We start from the raw sequence: 22,721 nt of genomic DNA, 5'->3' as shown, positions 1-22,721 counted from the left end.
TCTAGTGTAATGGTTTTATGCCACTGTGCACGCTATCTGCAAAGATAAAGCACTGGGTGTTTGGCTAAAGCGCAGGGCCGCGCTTGAGAGTACGTTCGATATTGGGCAGTGGCGCGCCGCAGATAAAAGGCGGCACTTTTGCAGTGCCGCCGGGAGGTTAAGCGGCGAATTCACCGCTGGCGACCAGAAAATCGATCAGAGCGGTGAGCCTTCGCAGATCGTCAAAAGCGATGTTGTGGAATAATGCAATGCGCAACTGATTGCGGCCCAGCGCCCGGTAGCCATCAATGCCGTGAGCATAGCCCTGCGCGTCCAGATAAGCGATCAGTTTGCTCGCGGAGATCCGCGCGTCCACATCAATGGTGGCGACGGTGGTTGAGCGCAAGCCCGGCTCCGCCACATAGGCGCTGAGATATTCCCGCTCCTGCGCCCACTGATACAACAGTTCGGCTTTGCGCGCGGCCCGGCGCTGCACTTCAGCAAAGCCCAACGCATTCATACGTTTCAGCTGTTCTGCAAACAGGAACAGAGTGACTACCGCCGGTGTGTTATAGGTCTGTTGTTGCTCACTGTTGCTAAGCACTAACGTCCAGTCGGCGAATGCCGGGATATAGCGCGTGCTATCGCTGGCAATCTCCGCGATGCGCGCTTTGGCTTTCGGTGACAATATCGCCACGAATAATCCGCCTTCGCTGGCGAAAACCTTCTGCGGCGAAAAGAAAAACAGATCAACGCGGGAAAGATCGCAGGGAATTTGCCCGGCGCCGCTGGTGGCATCCACCGCCAACAGGCAATCGTCCCCCACCTGCGGCAATGCGGTGTTCATCACGCCCGTGGACGTTTCGTTCAGCGTCGTCGTCACCACGTCTGCACCGGCGGTAACAAACTCACTGAAACCCTGGCCGTACTCAACCCGCTGGGCCTCCGCGCTGATCCACGGGATGCGTTTGGACGCTTTAAACCACTTATCGGAAAATTCGCCGCAAACATGATGAACAATGCGGGATTTCACCATCCCCAGCCCAACCATGTCGAACAACGCCGTGGCGCCGCCGTTGCCAAGCACAATGCTGTAATCTTCCGGAACGGACAACAGCTCCCGCAGCCCTTGTTGAATGCTGCCGCACAGCGCACGCACAGGCGCTTTACGGTGGCTGGTACCCAACAGATGCGGCCCAAAATCCTTAAGGGCGGACAGATCGTCCAGGTGGATCAACGATGGGCCGCAGCCAAAGCGGGGATCGCCCGGCAGCAGTTCTGCCGGTGGGGTTAGTTTCACAGAAATCTCCTTGGTTAAAACGGATGGCGAAACGCCAGCATCAAGATACGTCGTGGCAACAGAATATCACTAACGCCGGCGTCTTCCAGCGAATGCACATCATGTTCCGGTAAATTCGCCATAGCGGCTATATTTATGAGAGAACGGAGTAGTGTAATATTGTTTATCGATAAATAAATCGTCATCGGCATTATTTTCCACATAACTGACATAAAGCCCCTCTAATGTAATAAAAATATTCCGATTAACCGTTTTTTTGAAAATACAGAATATCCCTGAGTTATTATTTTTACTTAAACACGATAAAAATACGCCACAGCACAAGTATGCGCGCGGCAGAGATAACCATTATTTCCATATGGTTATCATCATCTTAAGTAACTCCGTATCAAACAATAAGAAACTACAACCAACCACAAAACCTAACAATTTTAACATTTTGCAATTTTTTGAAATAGTTATTGCACTAATAGTTCTTATTCGTATAATCATTCTCATTAACACGAGACGCCTACCGATAAAAGAATGTCTCCGTGTTTGATCGTAACCATCCCATTAGCCTGTTGTCTGCGGCAGTTACTGCACCGCCGTAGAGACCTTGTCGAACGCAATATCAAGGGACAGTTGTTGGCCAATAAGAAATGATTGGCCAGGCTTCATTGCGGTGGGAAGAAGAATCTTAGGGTAAATGCTTGCTTGCGGCTGGGTAACATTGTTGCGTGTTCGACTGAGAGATATTCATTAACTTCCGATGATGAAAAACCCTAAATCCCCCCCTTCCCTATGGCGACACGCTGCATTCCTGCTGTTTTCAACGTTACTCCATCTGGGGCTGATCGCGATGATTCAATACGCGGCACGCTCGAAGCAGCCTGGCAAAGAATTGATGGGCAAAGCTGGCGATAGCCTCAATTTTACCTTGGTGCAAATGCAACACACAGCACCAGAAATTGGCCAGACGGCGCCGACACCGGCTCACACGCCACCACCGATCGATAAAATAGCGCTGCCGCTGGCGGACAAGCCGCGCATCATCGTGCCACAAAAACGCCCAGCAACGCCGATGGAAAGAAAGCCGACGACAGAACCGGTGAAAAAAACGGTTACAAAAGCGCCCCCGGTACAGAAACCTTCGCCTCAATTACACAGCAGCCAGCCACCGGTAGTTGGACATCAAACCGAGTTGTTAACCGCCAACACATCGGGCGCATCCCTGCACGCTTCATCTGCGGTGTCCTCTGGACGGACGGCCACTTCGCCTGATGGCAACAATGGTCAGGCCAAACAGGGTGCCGGCAGCGCCAATGCGCAAAAATTAACGGCCTTAACCCGCCGGGTCAATTATCCATCACGCGCCCGTTCACTCGGCGTCGAGGGGCGTGTGCGTGTGCGGTTCGACGTTACTGCCAGCGGTACCGTGACCAATATTCGTATGTTAAGCGAAGAACCGGCCGGCGTATTTGCCGCATCGGTAGTAAAAGACATGGCTCGCTGGCGTTATCGAGCACAGACCGCCATGGCGGATCAACACGTATCCATTGTGTTTAAGCTGGATGGCAATATCCGGCTGGAAAATTAAGTCATAAAAAAAAGCGTCTTTTTCAATACCGGGGATAGTTAGATAATGAATAAAAACATGTATTTGATGATGATATTGTCATTATTGTCATCGTCAGCTTTCGCGCAGGATAATAACGGCCAGGGCAGCAGCACGCCGGCGGCGGACGAGAAGGAAACAGAGAGTAGCGCACAGGGCGGCGATACAGCCGCCGGTGAGGATACGATCCTGGTCCGTTCAACGCCAACCAGCCAATCAATGGGGACGCAGATTTTAACCGCCGAGCAAATTAGAAAAATGCCGACCCGCAACGGCTCGGTAACGGAATTGCTGAAAAACAACCCTAACGTGCAGTTTGCCAATACGGCGGATAACGGCGATGCACCGGGCGAAATCGCGCCGGAGAATGTCTCTTTCCACGGCGAGAAGTTTTACCAAAACAACTACATGATCGACGGGTTGTCCAACAACAGCACCATGAACCCCGGCGCCAACGGCGGCGAATTAGGCTCTACCCCTGACGGCTATTCACCAACCGATCTACCGGCCGGCGGCGCACAGTCATTCTGGATCAATGCCGAGCTGATTGAACAACTGGAAGTCTTCGACAGCAATATCTCCGCTAAATACGGCGACTTTACCGGCGGTGTGGTGGACGCCAAACTGAAAGATCCGGATCTGAGCAAGGCTTCGGGTAAAATATCCTATCGCACCACGCGCGATAGCTGGACGCGTTATCACGTGGATGCGGGTAACCGCGAAAACTTTGAATCCGCCACCAACCTCTATAATCAACCCAAGTTTAAGAAGCAGTTTTATACCGCCAGCTTTAACCAACCGCTGAGTGATAAGGCGGGCTTTATTTTTGCCTATAATCGCCAGCAGTCGGATATTCCGTACTATCACACCTGGCAGGATCAGTGGACGGATCAGGAACGCATTGCCGAAACCTACTTGCTGAAAGGCACTTATCTGGCCGATAACGGCGATATCATTCGCCTTACCGGCATGTATGCGCCGCATGAGTCCAAATATTATAAGCAAAATGTGAAAAACGGCTCCTATACCAACACCGGCGGCGGTTATCGCTTCAATATTGAATGGGAGCATAACGCCAACTGGGGGAAAATGACCAGTCTGGCTGGTTATCAACATGAGCGGAACAAAATCGAGCACGAATCCAACCTGTTCAGCAGTTGGATTTATTACAGCCCGACGTTAAATTTCACCTCTGACGCCATTGACTGGCAAACCTCCGCCAACGCATCCCAGATTGGCGGATATGGCACTTACGAGACGGAAAAAAGCACCACCACGCTGAAACAGGATTACGAACTGAATCCGCTGGCACTGTGGGGCACGCAGCACCAATTAGATTTTGGCTGGCAAACGGATTTTTATAGCGCGCAATATCGCCGCTTCAGTGATGCTTATACGAGTTTGGTGTCCGCCAACGCAAGATACGTTAACGCCGATGTGGTTTGTCAGGCGGGTGACGCCTTGTGCATTGACGGTGAACAATTTGCCGGCACTCGCACCCTGTACCCGGGGCGAAGCGTTAAAGGCAACTATATCAATTATGCCGCCTATCTTCAGGATAGCATCACGTTCGCTCGCCTGGAGGTGACGCCGGGGGTGCGGTTATCTTATGACGATTATTTAAAAAACCTGAATATTGCGCCGCGTCTGGCCGCTTCTTATGATGTATTTGGCGATCGTTCCACCCGCGTATTCGGCGGGGCAAACCGCTACTATGCACAAAACATGCTGGCCTATAAACTGCGCTCGGGCATTAATGAACGCTACACGCAAACGCGCACCAGCGCCAGCAGCGACTGGAGCGCGCCGATTAGCGCCAATGTGGCGACCTATGACGTTTCAGATTTGAATACGCCGTTTAGCGATGAGCTGAATTTGGGGATATCCCAGCGCGTGATGGATACCATCTGGACGGTAAAATGGGTGCACCGCAAAGGCCGCGATCAGTTTGGCCAGGAAAGCTATCTTGATGATAACCGCCAGCGCCATTATTACTTAAGCAACAGCGCCAGCACCGAAGGCAATTCGTTCTCCCTGACGGTTGAACCGATCAGCCCGTATAACTTCCAATGGGCCCAGGTTAATTGGGCGCTGGGCGCAAATATTTCGAAAAATAAAACCAGCACGCAAACCTATTACGATGAAAGTAGCCAGGATGACGTCAAAGTTATTTTTGACGATAAGCTGATGGATAAGGCCGATATTGATGCCCTGGATTTCAACACGCCGTGGAATATGTTCCTCACCGTGGATACCTATTTCCCCGCCGCGCGTCTCACCTGGGGCCAACGCCTGGCCTACACCTCAGGGTATAAAGGCTATATCACCTCTAGCGTTGACTGCCCTGGGGGCCATAGCGCCTGTGGCGATTATACCGGCAGGCCTACTATGTACACCGGTATGAAATACGGCGACTTCTTCTCCTACGACTGGCGCTTTAACTACTCACAGCCCATCTATAAAGATCAGACGCTGGATATCACGCTGGATGTGCTGAACGTGTTTGATAACGTGGTGGAAACCTCACAAACGTTGGCGAACTCAAGCACCAGCGTCGTCACCTACAAACCCGGCCGCCAGTTCTGGCTAGGGATCGCCTACACCTGGTAACTCCGCGTATCCGCCAGGCCTGAATCGTTTTTGAACGCGCTTTCCGCCAGCGGAAAGCGCGCCGCAATATGAAAGAGCAATCGCATTAAAGGTCGTTATGAACTGGAAGAGATATTACCGGTTGGCGCTCGCCGTCGGCCTGTTGGCGTTCGGCATCGGCAGCCAGGCCGCCGATACGGCGCAAAGCCCGCTGCCGAAAATAACAGAAGGCGTATTGGCCAACAGGCTGAAATATACCCTGGTGCCGCTGGCAGGGCAGCAAAACCGCATCGATATTCGTTTGAGCGTCGATGTCGGTTCGATTGATGAACAGGATAATGAATCCGGCGTGGCGCATATGGTCGAGCATATGGTATTCCATACCAGCGATGCATTTGCGCAAGGCGTCAGCCACGCGCTCAGTCAGCAGGGCTGGGTACGTGCGCGGCACTATAATGCCATGACCAACTATGAGCGTACGCTGTACATGATGAGCCCGCCGGCCGGTAAACGCGAGCTTGACCTGGCGCTGCAGGCGCTGAGTCAGATGGCCGGTCACGCCCATTTTCTACCACGTGATTGGGAAAATGAACGCCAGATTATCCTCGAAGAATGGCGCGGAAAATTGGGCGTGGCGGAGCGCATGAATCAGCAGCGCGTAGAGGCTATCCGCCATGATTCGCGTTATCCCTTGCGGCCGGTGCTCGGCACTGAACGGGCGATCAATGAAACGCCCGCCAGTGTGTTACGCGCGTTTTATCAGCGCTGGTACCATCCGGCGAATATGCGGCTGTTGCTGATCGGCGATATCCAGCCCGCCGAGGCCGAGCGCGTGATTAAACGCTATTTTGCCACACTGCCGGCTGGCACTGTGCCAGCACGCAGCTATTATGAGCCGCATCTGGCGCCACAGCTTAAGGTGGTGCGTTTACAGGATAGCCAGAGCGGCGTCAGTCAGGTGTCATGGGTGTATCGCTTCCATGATGAGGGCCTGACAAGCCAGGCGAATATGCGTTATCGCCTGCTCAATCAGATCGCTCTCAGCGCATTGAGCCGGCAGGTTCGTCGGCAAAAAGCGGAACTGCCGCCGGAAGTCATCAGCCTGGTGGTGCGCAAATCGGATATCGGCAGGGCCACCGCCGCACTGGGATTTTTTACCGATGTGATGCCGGATGGCCACCACGCCGCACTCTCCGTGCTACTGCGGGAAATCGAAAGGATCCGGCGTTACTCATTAAACGCGCAGGATATTGCGGCGGTACAGTCGGATATTCGCGAAGTCGCTCAGCGGATGGCGAGCCAGCCGGAGCTAGAGGATTTCGCCGGTTGGGTGCAGAAAATCGCGGTGGAATGGCTACAGGGGCGCAGCTATAACGGCAGCCAGCAACGCGGCCGGGAAGCACTGGCGATTCTGAACACGATTACCGCCCAGGATGTTAATCAACATCTGCAGCATTGGCTGGCCGAAACGGATACGCTCGTGCAGTTCAGCGTGCCGGGCGCCGCCCCGTTTACACCGCCGGCACCCGCCGCCGTGCGGCAACGGCAAACCCAGTGGGCAACCGCGCCGCTGGCAGCGCCTATTGCACCACGCCAGCAAGATACGGCCGCGCCGGTTACGCTGCCGCCCGTTACGCAACGCGGCCAACGAACGGCGCAGAAAAGTTTCCCTGAACAAAGCGTCGAACAGTGGTCACTCAGCAATGGCGATCGCGTAGTCTGGCTGCGCACGCCGCTGGCGGGCAATACGGTTTATTTTTCCGCACAGAGCCAGGCAGGCTTTTTAGCCGAGGGGCTCAACCCATGGCAAGCGCAGTTGGCCAGGCAGTTGGTCGGGCTGAGCGGGCCCGTTGGCTGGCGCGGTGAAGATTTAAGCCGTTGGAAGCAAGCGCATTCGCTATCGATGAATACCGATCAGACGGCTGAACAGCTCCTGTTCAACGGGCAGGCCCCCAGGGAGCAACTGCCCAATCTGTTCGGGCTTTATTACGCGCTACAGCGTGCACCCGGTATTGATCCTGACGTCATGAAAGAAAGTATGGCGCGGTTGATCCGCCAGCAGGCTAACAACCAGCAATCGGTGATGGAGAGCCGCACGCGCCAGATTACGGCGCTACGCTTTGGCCAGCCCGCTTATCAAGCGGCTCAATTGTCACAGCTAAAACAGATCACCGCTCCCGAACTGCTTGCGCAGTGGCGCAAAGCCGCCTCGGCCCCGGTCACCTACTATCTGCTGGCGGATATGCCCGCAGAACAACTGTTGCCGCTGGCCGAGCGTTATCTGGCGACGATCCCACGCAATAAGGCGCTTGGCGATATTCGGCCGCAGTTGGCGCTGGCCGGCCGGCGGGAGGCGACCTCGGCCATCAGCATTGAGCCACGTGCCGATGTGCTTGCCTGGAGCTTTACCCCTATCGACTGGACGCCGCAAGCCGCGGTGCAGGTGAGTATCGCGGCCAAACTGGCCGACAAGTACCTGAAAAGCAGCCTACGGGATGACGCACTCGGCATCTATCGTATGCGCTTGAATAGCCATCTGGAAAACAGCAAACGGCGTATTGAGACCGAAGTGAGCTTCACCAGCGCGCCGCACAGAGCACAGGAGCTATGGCTGCGCGCGGAGCAGGCTTTCGCTACGCTACCGCAAAAAATCACCCGCCAGGATATTGATGAACAAAAACAGCAATTCCTTCGCGCCGAACAGCAGCGGCAGCAGGATGTCGCCACTCAGCAGCGCCGCCTGATACTGAGCTATCAGCAATATAACGACCCGCGCTATCTGAGCGAACAAACCCAACTGGCAGAGGCGATCACCCTGGAAAGCGTGCGGGCCATGGCCGCCCGTTTATTGAATCCAGACAATCGGGTGCTGTTCATCACCTTGCCACAGGAGGCACGGCCATGAGAAAGCTGGCGGCACAAATGTTGGCTCTCTGCCGCCCCTTCTGGGGCAAGGCACATCACTGGCAGGCATGGCTATTCCTGCTGATTTGCATCGGCATGGGGATGTCTATCGTCTATCTCAACGTTCTGATTAATGCGTGGAGCAAGGCCTTTTACGATGCTCTGGGCGCGTTTAACCGCGGGGCATTGTATGAACTGGTGAAAGAGTATTGCGTCTACATTTTGATTTATATCGGCGTTTTCGTGTATCAGGAGTGGTTTACCAAGCTGCTGATTATTCGCTGGCGCACCTTCCTGACCGAACGTTTTATCAACGGCTGGCTGGCGCAGCGCGCGTTCTATCGTTTGTCGCTCAGCGGCCAAATGGATAACCCCGACCAGCGCATCGCGCAGGATATCGATCTGTTCGTTACGAAAAGCGTGCGCCTGACGATCTCGTTTCTCGTGACCTTCGTCCAGCTGTTTTCCTTTATTGTTATTTTATGGCAGCTTTCCGGCGTTCAGCGTTTCTCCCTGTGGGGCTATGAGATAGTCCTGCACGGCTACCTGGTCTGGGTGGTGCTGATCTATAACCTGTTGGGCAGCGTGATCACCCATACGATCGGCAAGAAACTGCACGGCATTAATTATCATCAACAGCGCGTTGAGGCGGATTTCCGCGCCGCACTGCTGCGCAAGCATGATAATGCCGAACAGATTGCGCTGTATGGCGGCGAACAGCAGGAAAAAAATCAGCTGCGGCACGCGTTTTCCGCCATTACGGCCAACTGGCGGCGGGTGATGAACGGCGAGCGCGATCTGGGATTGTTTACCACCGGTTACACCCGGGTCAGCCTGATTGTACCGGTGTTCGCCGCACTGCCGGCGTTTCTCAGTAAAACCGTGACGCTGGGCGGGCTGATGCAAATTCGCAGCGCGTTCGGCCAGGTGCATGGCGCGTTGAGCTGGTTTATCAACTTTTACTATTCTCTGGTCCAGCTGTCCGCCAGCATGGAGCGCCTCAGCCAGTTTCAGCAGGAGATCCTGCGCCATCAGTCCGACGATGCGCCGGTTCAGCAGAGTGACAGACTCAGCGTCGAGGGGCTGTCGTTCACCACGCCACAGGGGCAACCCTTGCTGCAAGATGTGGCGTTCAACTGCGCGCCCGGCGATTGGTGCCGGCTTTCCGGCCGTAGCGGGTTAGGCAAGTCGACGTTATTGCGCACGCTGAATGGGCTGTGGCCTTATTATCAGGGGCACTGGCAGGCGCTGAGCGGCAAGAGCCTGCTGTTGCCGCAGCAAAGCTATCTTGGGCAAGGAACGTTAGCTGAGCTGTTGTGCTACCCTGAACCGCCGATTGCGGATCGCGAACGGTTGCGGCAGGTGTTGGGCGCCACCGGTTTAGCGGCATGGTGCGACAAACTTGACGAACAGCTCAACTGGGATCGGGTATTCTCCGGCGGGGAGCGCCAGCGGCTGGCGTTCGCACGCGCGCTGATCGTCCAGCCTGATACGCTGTATCTTGACGAAGCCACCAGCAATCTCGATCCGGCCGCCGCCGCCGCGATGCTGACGCTGATAAAAACGGCGCTACCCGGCTGTACGGTCATCGCTATTACCCATCAGGACGAACTAAATGAATTTTTCCCTCGGCATTGCGATCTGAACGTATTTTATCCCGCATAAAGGGAAACGCCGGTTCTTCTTAGCAATAGCAGTAAAAGAGCGCCGCATAATGAGGGGATGCGGCGCTTTGAGTGCAGCGCCCCGCTGCCCCACTTTTATGGGGGCAACAGCGGCTGGGGGAAAGGAGCCCGGAAGATTTTGCCTGGCTGCCATCACGTTGGAACACGGAGTTGCTGGCCCGCATCGTCAACCCGCTTTTTGACGGCGGGTGGCTACCTCAACGGTGAGCAAAAATATGGCCGATAAACTCCACCATCGTATGGGCCGCCAGATAGGAAGTCATACCCGTACCAACATCCAGCAACGGGTTAACCTCGACCAGGTCAAAACCAATAATCTCCATCCGCTCCGCCAGCGCGCACAACGTGTTGCGTAACTGTGCATAGTTCATGCCGTCAGGCTCGGCGGAAACGCAGCCGGGTACCAGCGCCATATCCAGCACGTCGATATCAATGCTGACGTAGCATTTCTCACCGGCGGGTAATAATGACGCGATCTGTTGCGGGCTGCTTTTACGGAAATCATTAATGGGAACGATGCGGCTGCCTTGAGCACGAGCATCGGCGACTTCTTCAGGGCGCACGCGCAGGCTGCGGATACCGACCTGAGTCAGGCTTTTCACCTGCGGCAGAGCTGCAATATGGCGGAAAGGCTGACCATTGGTGTAGTGCATCTGGTTTTGTACCGGCGCAAAATCCAGATGTGCGTCAAACTGAATCACATGTATCGGTTCTTCAATACCGCGAATCAACGGGTACGAGACGGAATGATCCCCGCCTATCGCCACCGGTATCACCCCTTTACGCCGTAGCTGGCGAGTCATCTGCGAGATATTTTCCAGAGTTTGCTGCAGATTGGTGGGCAAAATATCCACATCCCCCACATCCTGAATTTTGCCGCTGGTAATTTCATTAGCGAGAAAATGTTGCTGGCTGGCGATATCGTAAAAGCCGCTGGGGGAAAACCGCATCGAATGTTCGCGGATACTGCGCGGTGCCATGCGCGATCCCGGCATAAAAGGCGAAGCTTCATCCAGCGGTACGCCAAATACCGCCATCTGCGCCTGTAGCTGCGTAAGATCATCGCAGTAATTGGCGCGCAGAAAGGTGGCGATTCCGGTAAAGGCACGGTTAACCCGATCGATCCCACGCATATTGGTCATCTTATGGCGCACCCTCAACTGATTTTTTTAAGCAATGCCTGCGTTCTGGCGTGCGCCGGGCGAGCGAAAATCGCCGCGGCCGGCCCCGCTTCCACAATGCGCCCTTCCTCCATCACCACCAGCGTATCCGCCATCTCTCTGGCGAAGCTCATCTCGTGAGTCACCACCAGCATGGTCATCCCTTCTCGCGCTAACTGCTTCATGACCGCCAACACTTCATCAACCAGCTCCGGATCCAGCGCGGAGGTAGGTTCATCAAACAGCATCACCTCTGGCTGCAACGCCAGCGCACGCGCGATGGCGACGCGCTGCTTCTGCCCACCGGAAAGGCTGGCCGGCATCGCATCCGCTTTATGCCCCAAACCAACTTTATCCAACAGTTGCATCGCCAACTGCTCGGCGTGCGCTTTTGGCTGCTGCAAAATTTTGCGTGGGCCGATAGCCACGTTTTGTAAAATCGTCAGGTGGGGAAATAAATTAAACGACTGGAATACCATGCCCACATGCGTCCGTAACGCATTCAGCCGCATATCCTCCAGCATGATGCCCTTCTCCAGCAACCGCTCGCCGCAGATACGAATCGAGCCGCTCTCCGCCTGTTCAAGGCCATTACAACAGCGCAAAAAAGTGCTTTTCCCGGAGCCACTCGGCCCGATAATCACCACCACCTCACCGCGTTTCACCTCAAGGCTGATGCCGTTAAGAATGCGGTTGGCGCCGAAGGATTTGTGCAGATCGCTAACCTGAATAATACCCTGGCTCATTGCACCATCCCCCCGGCGCGCAGCTTGCGCTCCAGTTGCCGTAACGCCAGCATCGTGGCGCTGGTCAATATCAGATAGATAAAGGCAATCACGATATAGACCTCCAGCGAGCGGTAAGACACGCTGATAATCTTCTGCCCCTCATGCATCACATCGTGAATGGTCACCAATGACACCAGGGCCGAATTTTTGGTCAGCGCGATAAACTCGTTCGCCATCGGCGGCACCATCCGCACCAGCGCTTGCGGCATAATGACCCAACGCATCGCCTGCCCGGATGACATCCCCATCGAACGCCCCGCCTCCATCTGGCCGCGATCGATAGACAAAATGGCGCCGCGCACCAGTTCAGACACATAGGCTGCAGAGTAACAGCCCATGCCAATCACCCCGCAAACGAAGGCCGGGATCACAATGCCGAAGTAAGGCAGGCCGAAATAGAGGATAAACAGTTGCACCAGCAGCGGCGTGCCGCGGACCAACACTACATAGGTGTTACCGGCCAGCCACAAGGCTTTACGCGCGGGATTAACGCGCGCCAGGCCGATCAGCGTGCCGAGGATACAGCTCAACAGCATGGCGCATAGCGTCACTTCTATCGTCACTAGTGCGCCTGCGAGCAACTCTCGCCAGCCTGCCAGAGCGGGTGAAAAATCAAAAGTGAGCATATTCGCGATGCTCCCTTAGTTACCGGCGGCGCCAAACCACTTATCGTAAATACGCTGCCAACTACCGTCTGCGCGAATTTGTTCCAGTGCTTTATTCAGCGCCGCACGCAACTCAGGTTCACGTTTGCTGACGGCAATGCCATAATCTTCATGCGTGACAGGTTCCGCCAACACTTTGCTGGTGCCGCGCGCTTTCGCAAACAACAGCGCAGCCGGCTTGCCGGTAACCACTGCATCTGCCCGGCCGGAAGTCAGTGAGTTGAACATCTCCTCATTCTTTTCTACCTCGATCAACTTCGCCGTCGGGTACTCGCGATTCAACACGCTCACCGATTTGGTGCCTACCTGAACCGCTACCCGTTTGCCGGCAAGATCGGCCGGGCCTTTAATGCTGGTGTTGTCTTTATTGACTAAAATGACCAAACCGGCGGAAAAATAAGGTTCGGTAAAGTCGACGACTTTTTTGCGGTCATCCGTAATATAAATCGCCGATAAGATAATGTCGGAACGGCCGGCCAGCACCGAAGGCACCATCGCTTTAAAATCCATATCGGTATATTCTAGCGGGCGGCCCAGTTTTTCCGCCAGCGCTTCGGCCAGATCGATATCAAAGCCGACGCGTTTCCCCTGCTGCATGTATTCCATCGGCGGGAAGGTAGGATCGATGGCGACACGTATCGGCTCTGCGGCCATACTGCTGCCGAAATACAGGATCGCTGGCATACAAAGCGTGATCAGTAATGTTTTCAGTTTCATCAGCATTTCCCCGGTTAATTAACGAGCGGTATCACAATAGCCAGCGCGGATCGCAGCCCCGATGAAATTGAGGATCAAACGGCCAGCGATCATGCAGGAGTGTTGGTGAATATCTTTTGCTGGCTGGATTTCCACGAAGTCCATTCCGACCACGCGTCCTTTCTTCACCAGCCCATGTATCAATTTCCGTGCCTGAACGAAGGTAACGCCACCGGGCGCCGGCCCGGCCACGGCCGGCATACAGGAGGGATCGAGGCCATCGGCATCGATAGTCAGGTAATAACGCCCCCCATCAGGGATCCGCGCCAGTACCGCATCCATACCGATATCATGTAATTCATAAGCGGTAATGATTTCAGCGCCCCATTGCCGCGCATAGTCTGCCTCTTCCTGGCGCGCACTGCCCGATGCTCGCATGCCGATCTGAATAATCTGTTTCACATACGGCAGCTCTGAAGCCCGGCGCATCGGGCTGGAGAGCCCGTCCTTAACGCCGTTCACCTCGTCGCGCCAGTCAAGATGCGCATCCAGGTGAACAATAGTGATGGGCCCCTGCTCGTCAAAAGCGCGCAGAATGGGGTTAGTAATACCGTGATCGCCGCCCAGCACGATAGGAATGCCACCCGCCGCCAGGATTTTGCGCGTTGCCAGCTCGGCGCGCTTAAAATGGCCACGCGGTTCGTTCAGATCGGCAGGCACATCACCACAATCGACAAAGCGCACATCCTTCCGCCCCTGTAATAGTGGGCCATCAATATCAAAATCATAACGTTCCGGGCTACGGATCACCCGATCGGAGGCCTGGCGGATCGCCGTTGGCGCATTGGTTTGATCATTGTTGTAGTCCTGCGGGGTATAAGCCGCGCCATATGGCATACCTAATACGGCAAAATGCGCCTGCAGATTATCCAGATCCAACGCTAATTCAGAAAATAACAGAGATTTATGATTTGTTTTTGGTGCAACAGTCAATATTTCTGACATGGTATATTTCCCTGGTGTGGCAAAAGTGTTATCGGCGATTGTATTAATGCTCGCCCATACGGAAAATAGACTTTTTATGCAATCATCGTTGCAGGAAAAACAACCATGAAGCCCCGAGTACTGAATGAACGTGATTTAAGAGCGCTGCGAATATTTTGCGTGGCGGCGCAGGCCGGCGGTTTTTCCGCGGCGGAAAATAAACTGAACATGACGAAAACCACCATCAGCCGGCAGATTAAATCCGTTGAGGAAACGCTGGGGGCCAAACTCTGTAGCCGCGGCCCGCAAGGATTCGAGCTCACCGAAGCGGGTAAGGCCGCGCTGGTTTACGCCCAAGAAGCGCTGGATGCACTCGATCGTATTTTCCCGGCTATAGATGCCAGCCGTGAAATTATCTCCGGTGATTTATCCATAGGTTTTTCTGATAATACTATCGGTAATCCCGGCAGTTTTTTACATCTGGCATTAAAAGAATTACACCATATGGCACCGCTGGTAAATTTATCGTTGCATACGCTAACGGCACCGCAGCTTATTCAGGCATTGCTCGACCGCAAGCTGGATATTGCGGTTAAAGGTATTATGGAGCACCAGAAGGTCATATCTTTACGTTATATTGAGTTGTACAGTGAAAGCCATCAACTTTATTTCATCGCTTCCGAATTGCCGGGTGAAAAACGCCCTGTGGTTTTCCGTCGTCAGCAGGCTTTTGTTGAAGAGAGCATTGCCCGCCTGGGTTACCGGCGTGGCCCGGAAGCGAATGGGATTGAGGCCGTAGCGATGCTGATTGCCACCGGGCAATATGTCGGCATTCTGCCAACCCACTATGCTGAACGGCTGCGCCCTGAGCTACCCTTGCAGGAAGTGCCGGGCACGCCGCGTTGGGAAGTGAAGCATTACGCAGTCACCCATGGCTCGCGCCCTTTATCGCCCGCCGCCGAAACCATGCTGAAACTGCTGCTGGCCGCTCACCGCCGGCAAGGCAATAAGGCATAGCCGCTTACGGCGGCGCCAACGTGGGGGTATGCCGCTTTATTACCCAGTTCGTTGACCGCCAGGACGGCCACTACGGAAAAAAGGCATTTACACGGAATGCGGTACAGGCTCCCGCGGGAGGGATACCCATCACATCACGACTTGAAATCCCGGGCCACAGGCCCGGGCTCCTCTTATCTTATCCAGATAGTCAGTAGAATAATGATGGCCGCAATAATCACCACCTGAATAAAGACGTTATCCAGCGATCCTTTACGCATCGAGCCCCCCTTTTCAGCACAGGATTTGCCAGATAGCCCACAGCAGCACCAGCAACCCCATCAGGAAAAATATCAGCGCGATGATGGTGTCCGGAGAACGATTCATCTCTGCGCCTCCTTATCATCAGAACCACTGGCCGAAACGTTTGATATAGAAACGCTTCATTCCCTGCGCCACCAGGCAGTAACTGAGCAGCGTCGCAACCAGCCACGGGAAGTAGCTCAGCGGCAACGGCTCCAGCCCGACCACCGCTCCCAGCGGCGAGAACGGAATGTAGATCCCTATCGCCATAATCAGCACAGTGGTGAGCAATACCGGCAGCGTCGCACAGCTCTGGATAAACGGAATTTTCTGCGTTCTCAGCATATGCACCACCAGCGTCTGCGACAGCAGCCCTTCAATAAACCACCCGGACTGGAACAGCGCCTGCGCTTCGACGTTATTCGCCGCAAACACGTACCACATCAGCGCGAAGGTGGTGATATCAAAAATGGACGACGTGGGGCCAATCCACAGCATAAAGCGGCCGATGTTTTTGGCATCCCACTTGCGCGGTTTGCGCAGAAACTCTTTGTCCATCTTATCCCACGGCAACGAGAGCTGAGAGAGATCGTACATCAGGTTCTGGATCAGCAGATGGATCGCCAGCATCGGCAGGAACGGAATAAACGCGCTGGCCACCAGCACCGAAAAGACGTTGCCGAAGTTAGAGCTGGCGGTCATGTTCAGGTACTTAATGATATTGCCGAAGGTCTCACGTCCTTTGATCACCCCCTCTTCCAGCACCATCAGATCCTTTTCCAGTAGGATGATATCGGATGCCTCTTTGGCGATATCCGCCGCGCTGTCAACCGATATCCCCACGTCCGCGTCGCGCAACGCCGGGGCATCGTTGATGCCATCGCCGAGGAAGCCGACGGTATGACCATTTTTCTGCAACGTTTTCAAAATGCGTGACTTCTGTAGCGGCGTCAGCTTAGCGAACACCGAACGTGTTTCCACTTCGCGCTCCAGTTCGCGATCCGACATCGCTTCAATCTGCGCCCCGGTCAGGATGCCGTGGGCATCAATGCCCACTTCAAGGCAAATGCGTGCCGTAACCACCGGGTTATCGCCAGTCAGGACTTTCACCGCCACGCCGTTATCGCGTAGCGCAGTAATCGCTTTTCCGGCGCTCTCTTTCGGCGGATCAAGGAAGGTCAGCATCCCTTCGACCGTCAGACCCTGCTCGTCGGCGGTGCTGAGCGGGGTTATCAAGGCTGAGTCATCCAGTTTGCGGCTCGCCACCAGCAGTACGCGGAAACCCTGAGCGTTATAGTCCTCGGTTTTAGCTAACAGCTGATCGCGGCGGGTTTCATCCAGCGCGACCACGTTGTCGCCTTCGCGCAGGTGGGTCGCCACCATCAGCATCTCTTCGACTGCGCCCTTGCAGATCAGGCTCTTATCGCCGTGGCGTACATCTTCCACGGAGACCGACACCCGACGGCGCACAAAGTCGAACGGCAGTTCATCAAGCTTCACAAAGCGCTCTTTCGTCGATGCTGCAATCCGCCCCTCGCCAAAACGCAGCACCGCTCTATCCATCAGGTTGCGCGCCCCACTCTGGCTGCTGCTGTTGAGCCATGCCAGCGTCAGCACCCGGTCGCTCTCGGTACCGCTCACGTCCAGATGATGCTCAAGAATGATATTGTCCTGAGTCAGCGTGCCGGTTTTATCGGTACACAACACGTCCATGGCGCCAAAGTTCTGAATCGCATTCAGGCGTTTGACGATCACTTTGCGCCGGGACATCGCGATAGCGCCTTTAGCCAAGTTTGAGCTGACGATCATCGGCAGCATCTCCGGCGTCAGGCCAACCGCTACCGCCAGGGCAAACAACGATGCCTCTACCCAGTCGCCTTTGCTGAAGCCGTTAATCAGCAGCACAATCGGTACCATCACCAGCATAAAACGAATCAACAGCCAGCTAACGCTGTTCACCCCGCGATCGAACGCCGTCTGGGTACGCGAGCCAACGATCGACTTCGCCAGCGAGCCAAACCAGGTGCGGTTTCCGGTAGCCACGACCACCGCCTGCGCCCTGCCGCTGGTCACGTTGGTTCCCATCAGGCAGATATTGCCCATCTCAAGCAGGCTATTGCTCTTGTTTGGCTCAGGAAGCCGGTCGCTGCCTTTGCCGGAAACGCTGGCCATCACGTCATACTTTTCAACCGGCAGTGACTCTCCGCTGAGTATCGACTGGCTGACAAACAGGTCCCGGGACTCCAGCAAGCGAACGTCCGCCGGAACCAGGTCGCCCGCCGCCAGGAAGATGATGTCCCCTGGCACCAGCGCTTCAATCGCAATTTCTTCCTGCACCGGGCCGACATCGCCGGGGCCGCGCCGCAGCACCGTCGCCGTGGTGCGGACCATTGATTTCAACGCATGCGCCGCTTTGTTGGTACGAAATTCCTGCCAGAAACGCAATAACCCGCTCAAGCTGACCATCGTCACAATGATGATAATCCCTGTCAGATCGGTCTCTTCACCGTTACGCAGCGGTAGCCAGTAATCGGTAACGAAGCTAACGGTAGCTAGCGCCATCAGGACATAAATAAACGGGTTATTGAATGCCTGCAAAAGTTGGATTAGCGCGGGGGGAGCCTGCTCATGCGCCACTTCATTACGGCCATATTCCTCCAGCCGTTCAAGCGCATCCTCAGTTGTTAGCCCCTGGCGACTGCTGTTTAGCCGCGCCAGCGTATGGTCTGGGCTGTTAAAAGCCTCAGTTTCAATGGCGAAGCTTTTTTTATGCTGTTTATCATTTTCTGACGCAGGCCGGTTTACTTTCCGGTGTTCTATTTTCATGTCAGTCATGATTTATCCTCAAATTAAAGACGTCGTTATTCCTGCATAAAATATTTATGCATAATTTATCTTTACGCTATTAAGCGTTTATATCTTTAATTGCCTGGGAACATCCATAATTCCCTCCTTATGTAACGCATTCCAATAGTAGAATATCAAGGAGATTAACTCCCCTCGACGCACCAGCGGACTGATGTAATATTTTCGTGACCGCCAATTTTTGCCATAATAAGGTCTCGAGCCTTGCGAAAATCGGCATTGCCGACCAGCTCGATGCGGATTTCTTTATGCCCTTGTTCTTTCGCTGCAATTGAGGCCAGCCCCTGCAAGCCGAGCGCCATCTCTTTGCTGATATTTAGTAATAACTGACGAATTGCGTTTTCATGTTCGCTATTACAGATGATATTCAGGACATAGCACTTCTCTTCTTCTGACGCACAGGGGATCTGATTAATACGCTGTGCCGCTTCGCGCAGCAAAATATTAGCGCATAAGATTATCAGCGTCGCCGCCGCCGCTTGCCAGAACTGGCCCAACCCGCACAGCACGCCAATCGCCGCAGAGCACCACAGCGTGGCGGCGGTATTCAAGCCGCGTACGTTCATGCCTTCACGCATGATGACGCCCGCGCCAAGGAAGCCAATTCCTGAGACTACCTGCGCCGCAATACGCCCCGAACTATCCGGCGATGTTGAAATTGAACTCAGAATAAAAACCGCTGCGCCGGTTGCGACCAACGCATTAGTGCGTAGACCAGCCATACGCTGGCGCCATTGCCTTTCGGCGCCAATCAGCGCACCCAATAACATCGCTGCGAGTAAGTTTACGATATAAGGATACATCAACATACGTTCCTCCATTTTTGCTGGAAGAATTAAGTACGTGCTTTATTAAGCACACGACAAATTGTCACCGGAGAGGCGATTAACGTCGTGTTGAAGGCGGAGGGAATAATGTATTTTTAAACATGAACATGACGATTATCCTCACAGCTATGCTGTGTTTATATTTATGGGATGCAATCGTCTGTATAAGGAGATCGCTACCCGCCGTTTTGGCAAGCAGCGCAGGGGAAATAGCGTCAGCTTGCCTTGATATTTAAGTAAGGGTGACTGTCCAACACATTTCTCCTTTTTGAATTTGAGCTCATTATAGCCATTCAATTATTTGAGTAAAGTTAAAATCTCGCTTCAGTGACGATTTGTTTAGAATTATCGGTCTTGACTGATTATTTGATATAGCCGCCTGTGAAACACCGGACGTCACTCAGCGTATCAAGGCAGAGCCTTATGAGCGTATTGATAAGCAAGAAGCATAATGTGACCGCCAGTACACCCCCCGTGTCAACAAGGGGTTAAAGGTGGTGTGGCTAACGATCCAGGCGGCGCCACAAAAATGGACGATGCCGCTGAAGGCGTGATGGAGGCAATAAGCCGCTTGATGATCGAGTTCGATAACCACCTGCCACCCCCCCACAATCGGCTTGACCTACGTCGAAGTACATTGTGTTCTGTTGACCATTAAACAATGAAAAAACATTGATATTACAAGGAATGATTGAATTCAGGAGAGTTAGGAATATGCAGATTTGGAGCGGGCGAAGGGAAATCAACCCCGCTCCAAAGATCTCGCAATCCCATGGATTTATTAAAAAAACTTGATGCATTGTAGGAGAGATTTGTAGGAGGAACTACAACTCCCTACAAACCGTTTTACTCAAGAACACTGATAAGTTTAAGCGCATCATTTCTGACAGAATCTTGTATTCGCCCAGAGTCAGCGATCAACGTCAGCGCTTCAATACTTAAACCATCCCTGATCACTTTTCGCGCTTTACTGAGACGACTCCGGCAACTTTTCTCTGTATAACCCTCACGTGAGTGCATTTGCTCCATGATGTCAGCGCTTGATAAATTTGAATCGGCAAAACGATGGTAGTAGTTTACGAAACACTCCATTCCGATAGCCTTGAGGAGTTCAGCCAGCGTAGCGTGGCTTGTTATCCTTTCTTGCTGCTTCAAAACGCCCGCCATAGTTTCGAACTGAGAGGTTTGGATAGACACTTCATTTACTGAAACTGAATTGCTGATAGTCAAGTTTTCTTTGATGGAAATAACACGAGGATCAGCAAGAATCGCGCCCTTGAGGTTAATGATGTGTGCGTTAACGTGATCACTATGCCGCGCGTAATTTCGTATTACTTCATGCGGGATTTTGTAACCATCAAGAACGTTGTAAGTTTCATCGAAAATAACCGCGATTAAATAATCAAAGTCGGCTGCCTCATAGTTACGCAAAGCACTAAGTTGCCGGGAAGGATTATCCGGCGTAACTCTCCTCGCTTTGATCTGCACTTTCATGCCGTCAGCATCAATGGCATCAGCACCCGCCGACGAATTACTGAGAAGAGTCATACCTAGAGCTTTAGAAACCAGCCATTCGGCATAGTCACCTACAGGATTATTCTTGGTGCGTATAACACCTCTTGAACGCAATTCTATTAAAATTTCGGAATGAAGCGACAGTAATTCAATATCCCCCAGCGAGGTTAGTAAACCATCTGATATTAAATGATTATTTTTCAAATCTGCTCTCCTTCATAAGTTGCGCCGTTACGTGGCAGATGCTCAACCCGAGATACTCAGGACTGACTGGCACTGTAGCGGCTGCGGCAACGATTACCACGGTAAACGCTATTGCCTGATATGTTGTACTGGCGACTTTAGCAACATGCAGGAAGAGGTAACACTATGAGAATACTGCTTATCGTTGACTCCACAAAACCTGCAATTATCTTTTCGATTAATGAATATCACTCATAGTCCCATTCCTCCTGCCTGTGATTATCAATAAGCACAAACCCGTTAACATACCCCTATCTCTTCATGTCCAACGGATCACCATGCTTAATCAACAGGCACGTACACAGTCGGCTACAGCTAAAAAAACCGGTTTATCGTTTCTGCTCATTCTCAGCGCACTGATGGCTGTTACCTCCTTATCAACCGATATCTATCTTCCCGCCATGCCCGTCATGGCGAAGGATTTACAGGGAGATGCTGAGCTGACAATCACAGGGTTCCTTATCGGCTTTTGCATTGCACAACTGATTTGGGGACCGATTAGCGATCGTTATGGGCGTCGTCTGCCGCTGTTTATCGGTTTAGGTCTATTCATCATCGGCTCGGTGGGCTGCGCATTATCAACAGATATTGTACAAATTATCTTCTGGCGTGTTTTTCAGGCGTTAGGTGCCTGTACCGGCCCGATGCTGGCGCGGGCAATGATCCGCGATCTGTTTAGCCGTACTCGTGCAGCGCAAATGCTTTCGACTCTGATGATCATTATGGCCATCGCGCCGATTGCCGGCCCCCTGATCGGCGGGCAAATGATTAAAGTCACTTCGTGGCATGCCATTTTCTGGCTACTGGCGGTTATCGGAACATTAATGCTGATATCGTTATTCTGGCTACCGGAGACATTACCTGCAGAAAAGCGCTCACAAGCTTCCGTAACGAGCGCTTTTCATAACTATTACGCACTACTGACCAACGTCAAATACATGCGTTTTACGCTTTGCCTGACGTTCTACTACGTCGCGGCATACGCCTTTATCACTGGCTCTCCATTTGTTTATATCACGTACTTTGGCGTTGACCCGCAGCATTACGGTTGGCTATTTGCAGTAAACATTGTTGGATTGATGGCAGTGAGCATGGTCAACAGACGCCTGGTTCATCGCTATCCATTGGAAGCGTTACTTAAGATTGCTGTATTCATCGCCACCCTTGCCGCAATAGTACTTGCAATCACAACCGGATTGGATGTTGGCGGGATCACCGTGATTGTGGGGGCTGTATTCGTGTTCTTCTCCATGAATGGCATCATCGCCGCAACGTCTACGGCTTGTGCATTAGACGCAGTATCTAATGTTGCCGGCTCTGCATCGGCGCTGATGGGGGCGTTGCAATACGGTAGCGGCATCATATCTTCATTACTCCTGGCACTATTTAGTAATGGCACACCATGGACAATGGGCTGGATTATTACGGTATTTACGGCAGCCAGCGCTTTAATGGCGCTTGGCATTCAGGAAAAAAAATAACTACCACATACCCCTATGGTTTTATGAATTTCATTCATAGCGGCTATTTAATGTGCGTAATTATCTTTCTCTCCGACTTCGTTAGTCTTAGATGCACGCGCGGATAAGCACTCATCAAGTTTATGAAATGGCCAGCCTGACAGG

Annotated in this window: 18 protein-coding genes; 7 read left to right on the top strand and 11 right to left on the bottom strand. The window is 53.3% G+C overall.

Annotation, left to right across the window (positions count from 1 at the left end):
* Nucleotides 1-157: 157 nt before the first annotated feature.
* The gene (locus ACN28Q_RS16805; RefSeq protein ID WP_095847384.1) at nucleotides 158-1,279 is read right to left on the bottom strand and encodes an aminotransferase class V-fold PLP-dependent enzyme; all 1,122 of its coding nucleotides are present in this window, start codon (nucleotides 1,277-1,279) and stop codon (nucleotides 158-160) included.
* A 751-nt stretch (nucleotides 1,280-2,030) separates the two neighbouring features.
* Between ACN28Q_RS16805 and ACN28Q_RS16800 the strand changes: the two genes are divergently transcribed.
* From ACN28Q_RS16800 to ACN28Q_RS16785, 4 genes are all read left to right on the top strand, one after another.
* The gene (locus tag ACN28Q_RS16800) at nucleotides 2,031-2,858 is read left to right on the top strand and encodes a TonB family protein (RefSeq protein WP_095847383.1); all 828 of its coding nucleotides are present in this window, start codon (nucleotides 2,031-2,033) and stop codon (nucleotides 2,856-2,858) included.
* Between the two features lie 45 nt (nucleotides 2,859-2,903).
* Complete coding sequence (locus tag ACN28Q_RS16795) at nucleotides 2,904-5,486, top strand: TonB-dependent receptor plug domain-containing protein (RefSeq protein WP_095847382.1); 2,583 nt, start codon at nucleotides 2,904-2,906, stop codon at nucleotides 5,484-5,486.
* Between the two features lie 97 nt (nucleotides 5,487-5,583).
* Nucleotides 5,584-8,370: a M16 family metallopeptidase gene (locus ACN28Q_RS16790; RefSeq protein WP_095847381.1), complete on the top strand. Its 2,787-nt coding sequence runs from the start codon at nucleotides 5,584-5,586 to the stop codon at nucleotides 8,368-8,370.
* Nucleotides 8,367-10,034, top strand: coding sequence for an ABC transporter ATP-binding protein/permease (locus ACN28Q_RS16785; protein ID WP_095847380.1), 1,668 nt, complete (start codon nucleotides 8,367-8,369; stop codon nucleotides 10,032-10,034). Before ACN28Q_RS16790 ends, ACN28Q_RS16785 begins: the two co-directional genes overlap by 4 nt.
* A gap of 217 nt (nucleotides 10,035-10,251) precedes the next feature.
* On the opposite strand, the gene ACN28Q_RS16780 is transcribed toward ACN28Q_RS16785, so the two are convergent.
* From ACN28Q_RS16780 to ACN28Q_RS16760, 5 genes are read right to left on the bottom strand one after another with little or no spacing between them, the layout of a single operon-like run.
* Nucleotides 10,252-11,196, bottom strand: a complete 945-nt coding sequence (locus tag ACN28Q_RS16780; protein WP_095849070.1) for an agmatinase — start codon at nucleotides 11,194-11,196, stop codon at nucleotides 10,252-10,254.
* 14 nt (nucleotides 11,197-11,210) lie between these two features.
* Nucleotides 11,211-11,960: an amino acid ABC transporter ATP-binding protein gene (locus ACN28Q_RS16775; RefSeq protein ID WP_095847379.1), complete on the bottom strand. Its 750-nt coding sequence runs from the start codon at nucleotides 11,958-11,960 to the stop codon at nucleotides 11,211-11,213.
* The gene (locus ACN28Q_RS16770; RefSeq protein ID WP_095847378.1) at nucleotides 11,957-12,628 is read right to left on the bottom strand and encodes an amino acid ABC transporter permease; all 672 of its coding nucleotides are present in this window, start codon (nucleotides 12,626-12,628) and stop codon (nucleotides 11,957-11,959) included. The genes ACN28Q_RS16775 and ACN28Q_RS16770 overlap by 4 nt, the downstream gene beginning before the upstream one ends.
* Before the next feature lie 15 nt (nucleotides 12,629-12,643).
* Nucleotides 12,644-13,384, bottom strand: coding sequence for a transporter substrate-binding domain-containing protein (locus ACN28Q_RS16765; RefSeq protein WP_095849069.1), 741 nt, complete (start codon nucleotides 13,382-13,384; stop codon nucleotides 12,644-12,646).
* A gap of 18 nt (nucleotides 13,385-13,402) precedes the next feature.
* Nucleotides 13,403-14,368 (bottom strand): agmatinase, encoded by a 966-nt coding sequence (locus tag ACN28Q_RS16760; RefSeq protein ID WP_095847377.1) that lies wholly within the window; start codon nucleotides 14,366-14,368, stop codon nucleotides 13,403-13,405.
* Nucleotides 14,369-14,473: 105 nt separating this feature from the next.
* Here ACN28Q_RS16760 and ACN28Q_RS16755 point away from each other — a divergent pair, with 105 nt between their 5' ends.
* Nucleotides 14,474-15,364 carry a LysR family transcriptional regulator gene (locus ACN28Q_RS16755; RefSeq protein WP_095847376.1) on the top strand — a complete coding sequence of 297 codons (891 nt, stop codon included), beginning with the start codon at nucleotides 14,474-14,476 and terminating at the stop codon, nucleotides 15,362-15,364.
* Between the two features lie 173 nt (nucleotides 15,365-15,537).
* On the opposite strand, the gene mgtU is transcribed toward ACN28Q_RS16755, so the two are convergent.
* The 5 genes from mgtU to ACN28Q_RS16730 form a co-directional block, all read right to left on the bottom strand.
* The gene (gene mgtU / locus ACN28Q_RS16750; protein ID WP_252997359.1) at nucleotides 15,538-15,624 is read right to left on the bottom strand and encodes a magnesium transporter protection protein MgtU; all 87 of its coding nucleotides are present in this window, start codon (nucleotides 15,622-15,624) and stop codon (nucleotides 15,538-15,540) included.
* Nucleotides 15,625-15,637: 13 nt separating this feature from the next.
* Nucleotides 15,638-15,730, bottom strand: a complete 93-nt coding sequence (mgtR, locus tag ACN28Q_RS16745; RefSeq protein WP_095847375.1) for a protein MgtR — start codon at nucleotides 15,728-15,730, stop codon at nucleotides 15,638-15,640.
* An 18-nt stretch (nucleotides 15,731-15,748) separates the two neighbouring features.
* Nucleotides 15,749-18,481, bottom strand: a complete 2,733-nt coding sequence (gene mgtA / locus ACN28Q_RS16740) for a magnesium-translocating P-type ATPase (RefSeq protein WP_095847374.1) — start codon at nucleotides 18,479-18,481, stop codon at nucleotides 15,749-15,751.
* A gap of 155 nt (nucleotides 18,482-18,636) precedes the next feature.
* Nucleotides 18,637-19,332 carry an MgtC family protein gene (locus tag ACN28Q_RS16735; RefSeq protein ID WP_095847373.1) on the bottom strand — a complete coding sequence of 232 codons (696 nt, stop codon included), beginning with the start codon at nucleotides 19,330-19,332 and terminating at the stop codon, nucleotides 18,637-18,639.
* An 852-nt stretch (nucleotides 19,333-20,184) separates the two neighbouring features.
* Complete coding sequence (locus ACN28Q_RS16730; protein WP_095847372.1) at nucleotides 20,185-21,057, bottom strand: DUF6998 domain-containing protein; 873 nt, start codon at nucleotides 21,055-21,057, stop codon at nucleotides 20,185-20,187.
* 31 nt (nucleotides 21,058-21,088) lie between these two features.
* Between ACN28Q_RS16730 and ACN28Q_RS25195 the strand changes: the two genes are divergently transcribed.
* Together ACN28Q_RS25195 and ACN28Q_RS16725 are read left to right on the top strand one after the other, a co-directional pair.
* On the top strand, nucleotides 21,089-21,226 hold the full coding sequence (locus ACN28Q_RS25195) for a putative zinc ribbon protein (RefSeq protein ID WP_461628984.1): 138 nt from the start codon (nucleotides 21,089-21,091) through the stop codon (nucleotides 21,224-21,226).
* Between the two features lie 148 nt (nucleotides 21,227-21,374).
* On the top strand, nucleotides 21,375-22,577 hold the full coding sequence (locus tag ACN28Q_RS16725; RefSeq protein ID WP_095847371.1) for a multidrug effflux MFS transporter: 1,203 nt from the start codon (nucleotides 21,375-21,377) through the stop codon (nucleotides 22,575-22,577).
* Nucleotides 22,578-22,721: the final 144 nt, after the last annotated feature.

Origin of the sequence: Gibbsiella quercinecans (genome assembly GCF_002291425.1) — a bacterium.
GTDB classification, from domain to species: domain Bacteria; phylum Pseudomonadota; class Gammaproteobacteria; order Enterobacterales; family Enterobacteriaceae; genus Gibbsiella; species Gibbsiella quercinecans.
This window is presented reverse-complemented; position numbering and strand designations above follow the sequence as displayed.

Coding starts and splice junctions, on each gene's coding strand:
- ACN28Q_RS16800 (WP_095847383.1), top strand. CDS start 2,031: ATGATGAAAAACCCTAAATCCCCCCCTTCCCTATGGCGACACGCTGCA.
- ACN28Q_RS16795 (WP_095847382.1), top strand. CDS start 2,904: ATGAATAAAAACATGTATTTGATGATGATATTGTCATTATTGTCATCG.
- ACN28Q_RS16790 (WP_095847381.1), top strand. CDS start 5,584: ATGAACTGGAAGAGATATTACCGGTTGGCGCTCGCCGTCGGCCTGTTG.
- ACN28Q_RS16785 (WP_095847380.1), top strand. CDS start 8,367: ATGAGAAAGCTGGCGGCACAAATGTTGGCTCTCTGCCGCCCCTTCTGG.
- ACN28Q_RS16780 (WP_095849070.1), bottom strand. CDS start 11,196: ATGACCAATATGCGTGGGATCGATCGGGTTAACCGTGCCTTTACCGGA.
- ACN28Q_RS16775 (WP_095847379.1), bottom strand. CDS start 11,960: ATGAGCCAGGGTATTATTCAGGTTAGCGATCTGCACAAATCCTTCGGC.
- ACN28Q_RS16770 (WP_095847378.1), bottom strand. CDS start 12,628: ATGCTCACTTTTGATTTTTCACCCGCTCTGGCAGGCTGGCGAGAGTTG.
- ACN28Q_RS16765 (WP_095849069.1), bottom strand. CDS start 13,384: ATGAAACTGAAAACATTACTGATCACGCTTTGTATGCCAGCGATCCTG.
- ACN28Q_RS16760 (WP_095847377.1), bottom strand. CDS start 14,368: ATGTCAGAAATATTGACTGTTGCACCAAAAACAAATCATAAATCTCTG.
- ACN28Q_RS16755 (WP_095847376.1), top strand. CDS start 14,474: ATGAAGCCCCGAGTACTGAATGAACGTGATTTAAGAGCGCTGCGAATA.
- mgtU (WP_252997359.1), bottom strand. CDS start 15,624: ATGCGTAAAGGATCGCTGGATAACGTCTTTATTCAGGTGGTGATTATT.
- mgtR (WP_095847375.1), bottom strand. CDS start 15,730: ATGAATCGTTCTCCGGACACCATCATCGCGCTGATATTTTTCCTGATG.
- mgtA (WP_095847374.1), bottom strand. CDS start 18,481: ATGACTGACATGAAAATAGAACACCGGAAAGTAAACCGGCCTGCGTCA.
- ACN28Q_RS16735 (WP_095847373.1), bottom strand. CDS start 19,332: ATGGAGGAACGTATGTTGATGTATCCTTATATCGTAAACTTACTCGCA.
- ACN28Q_RS16725 (WP_095847371.1), top strand. CDS start 21,375: ATGCTTAATCAACAGGCACGTACACAGTCGGCTACAGCTAAAAAAACC.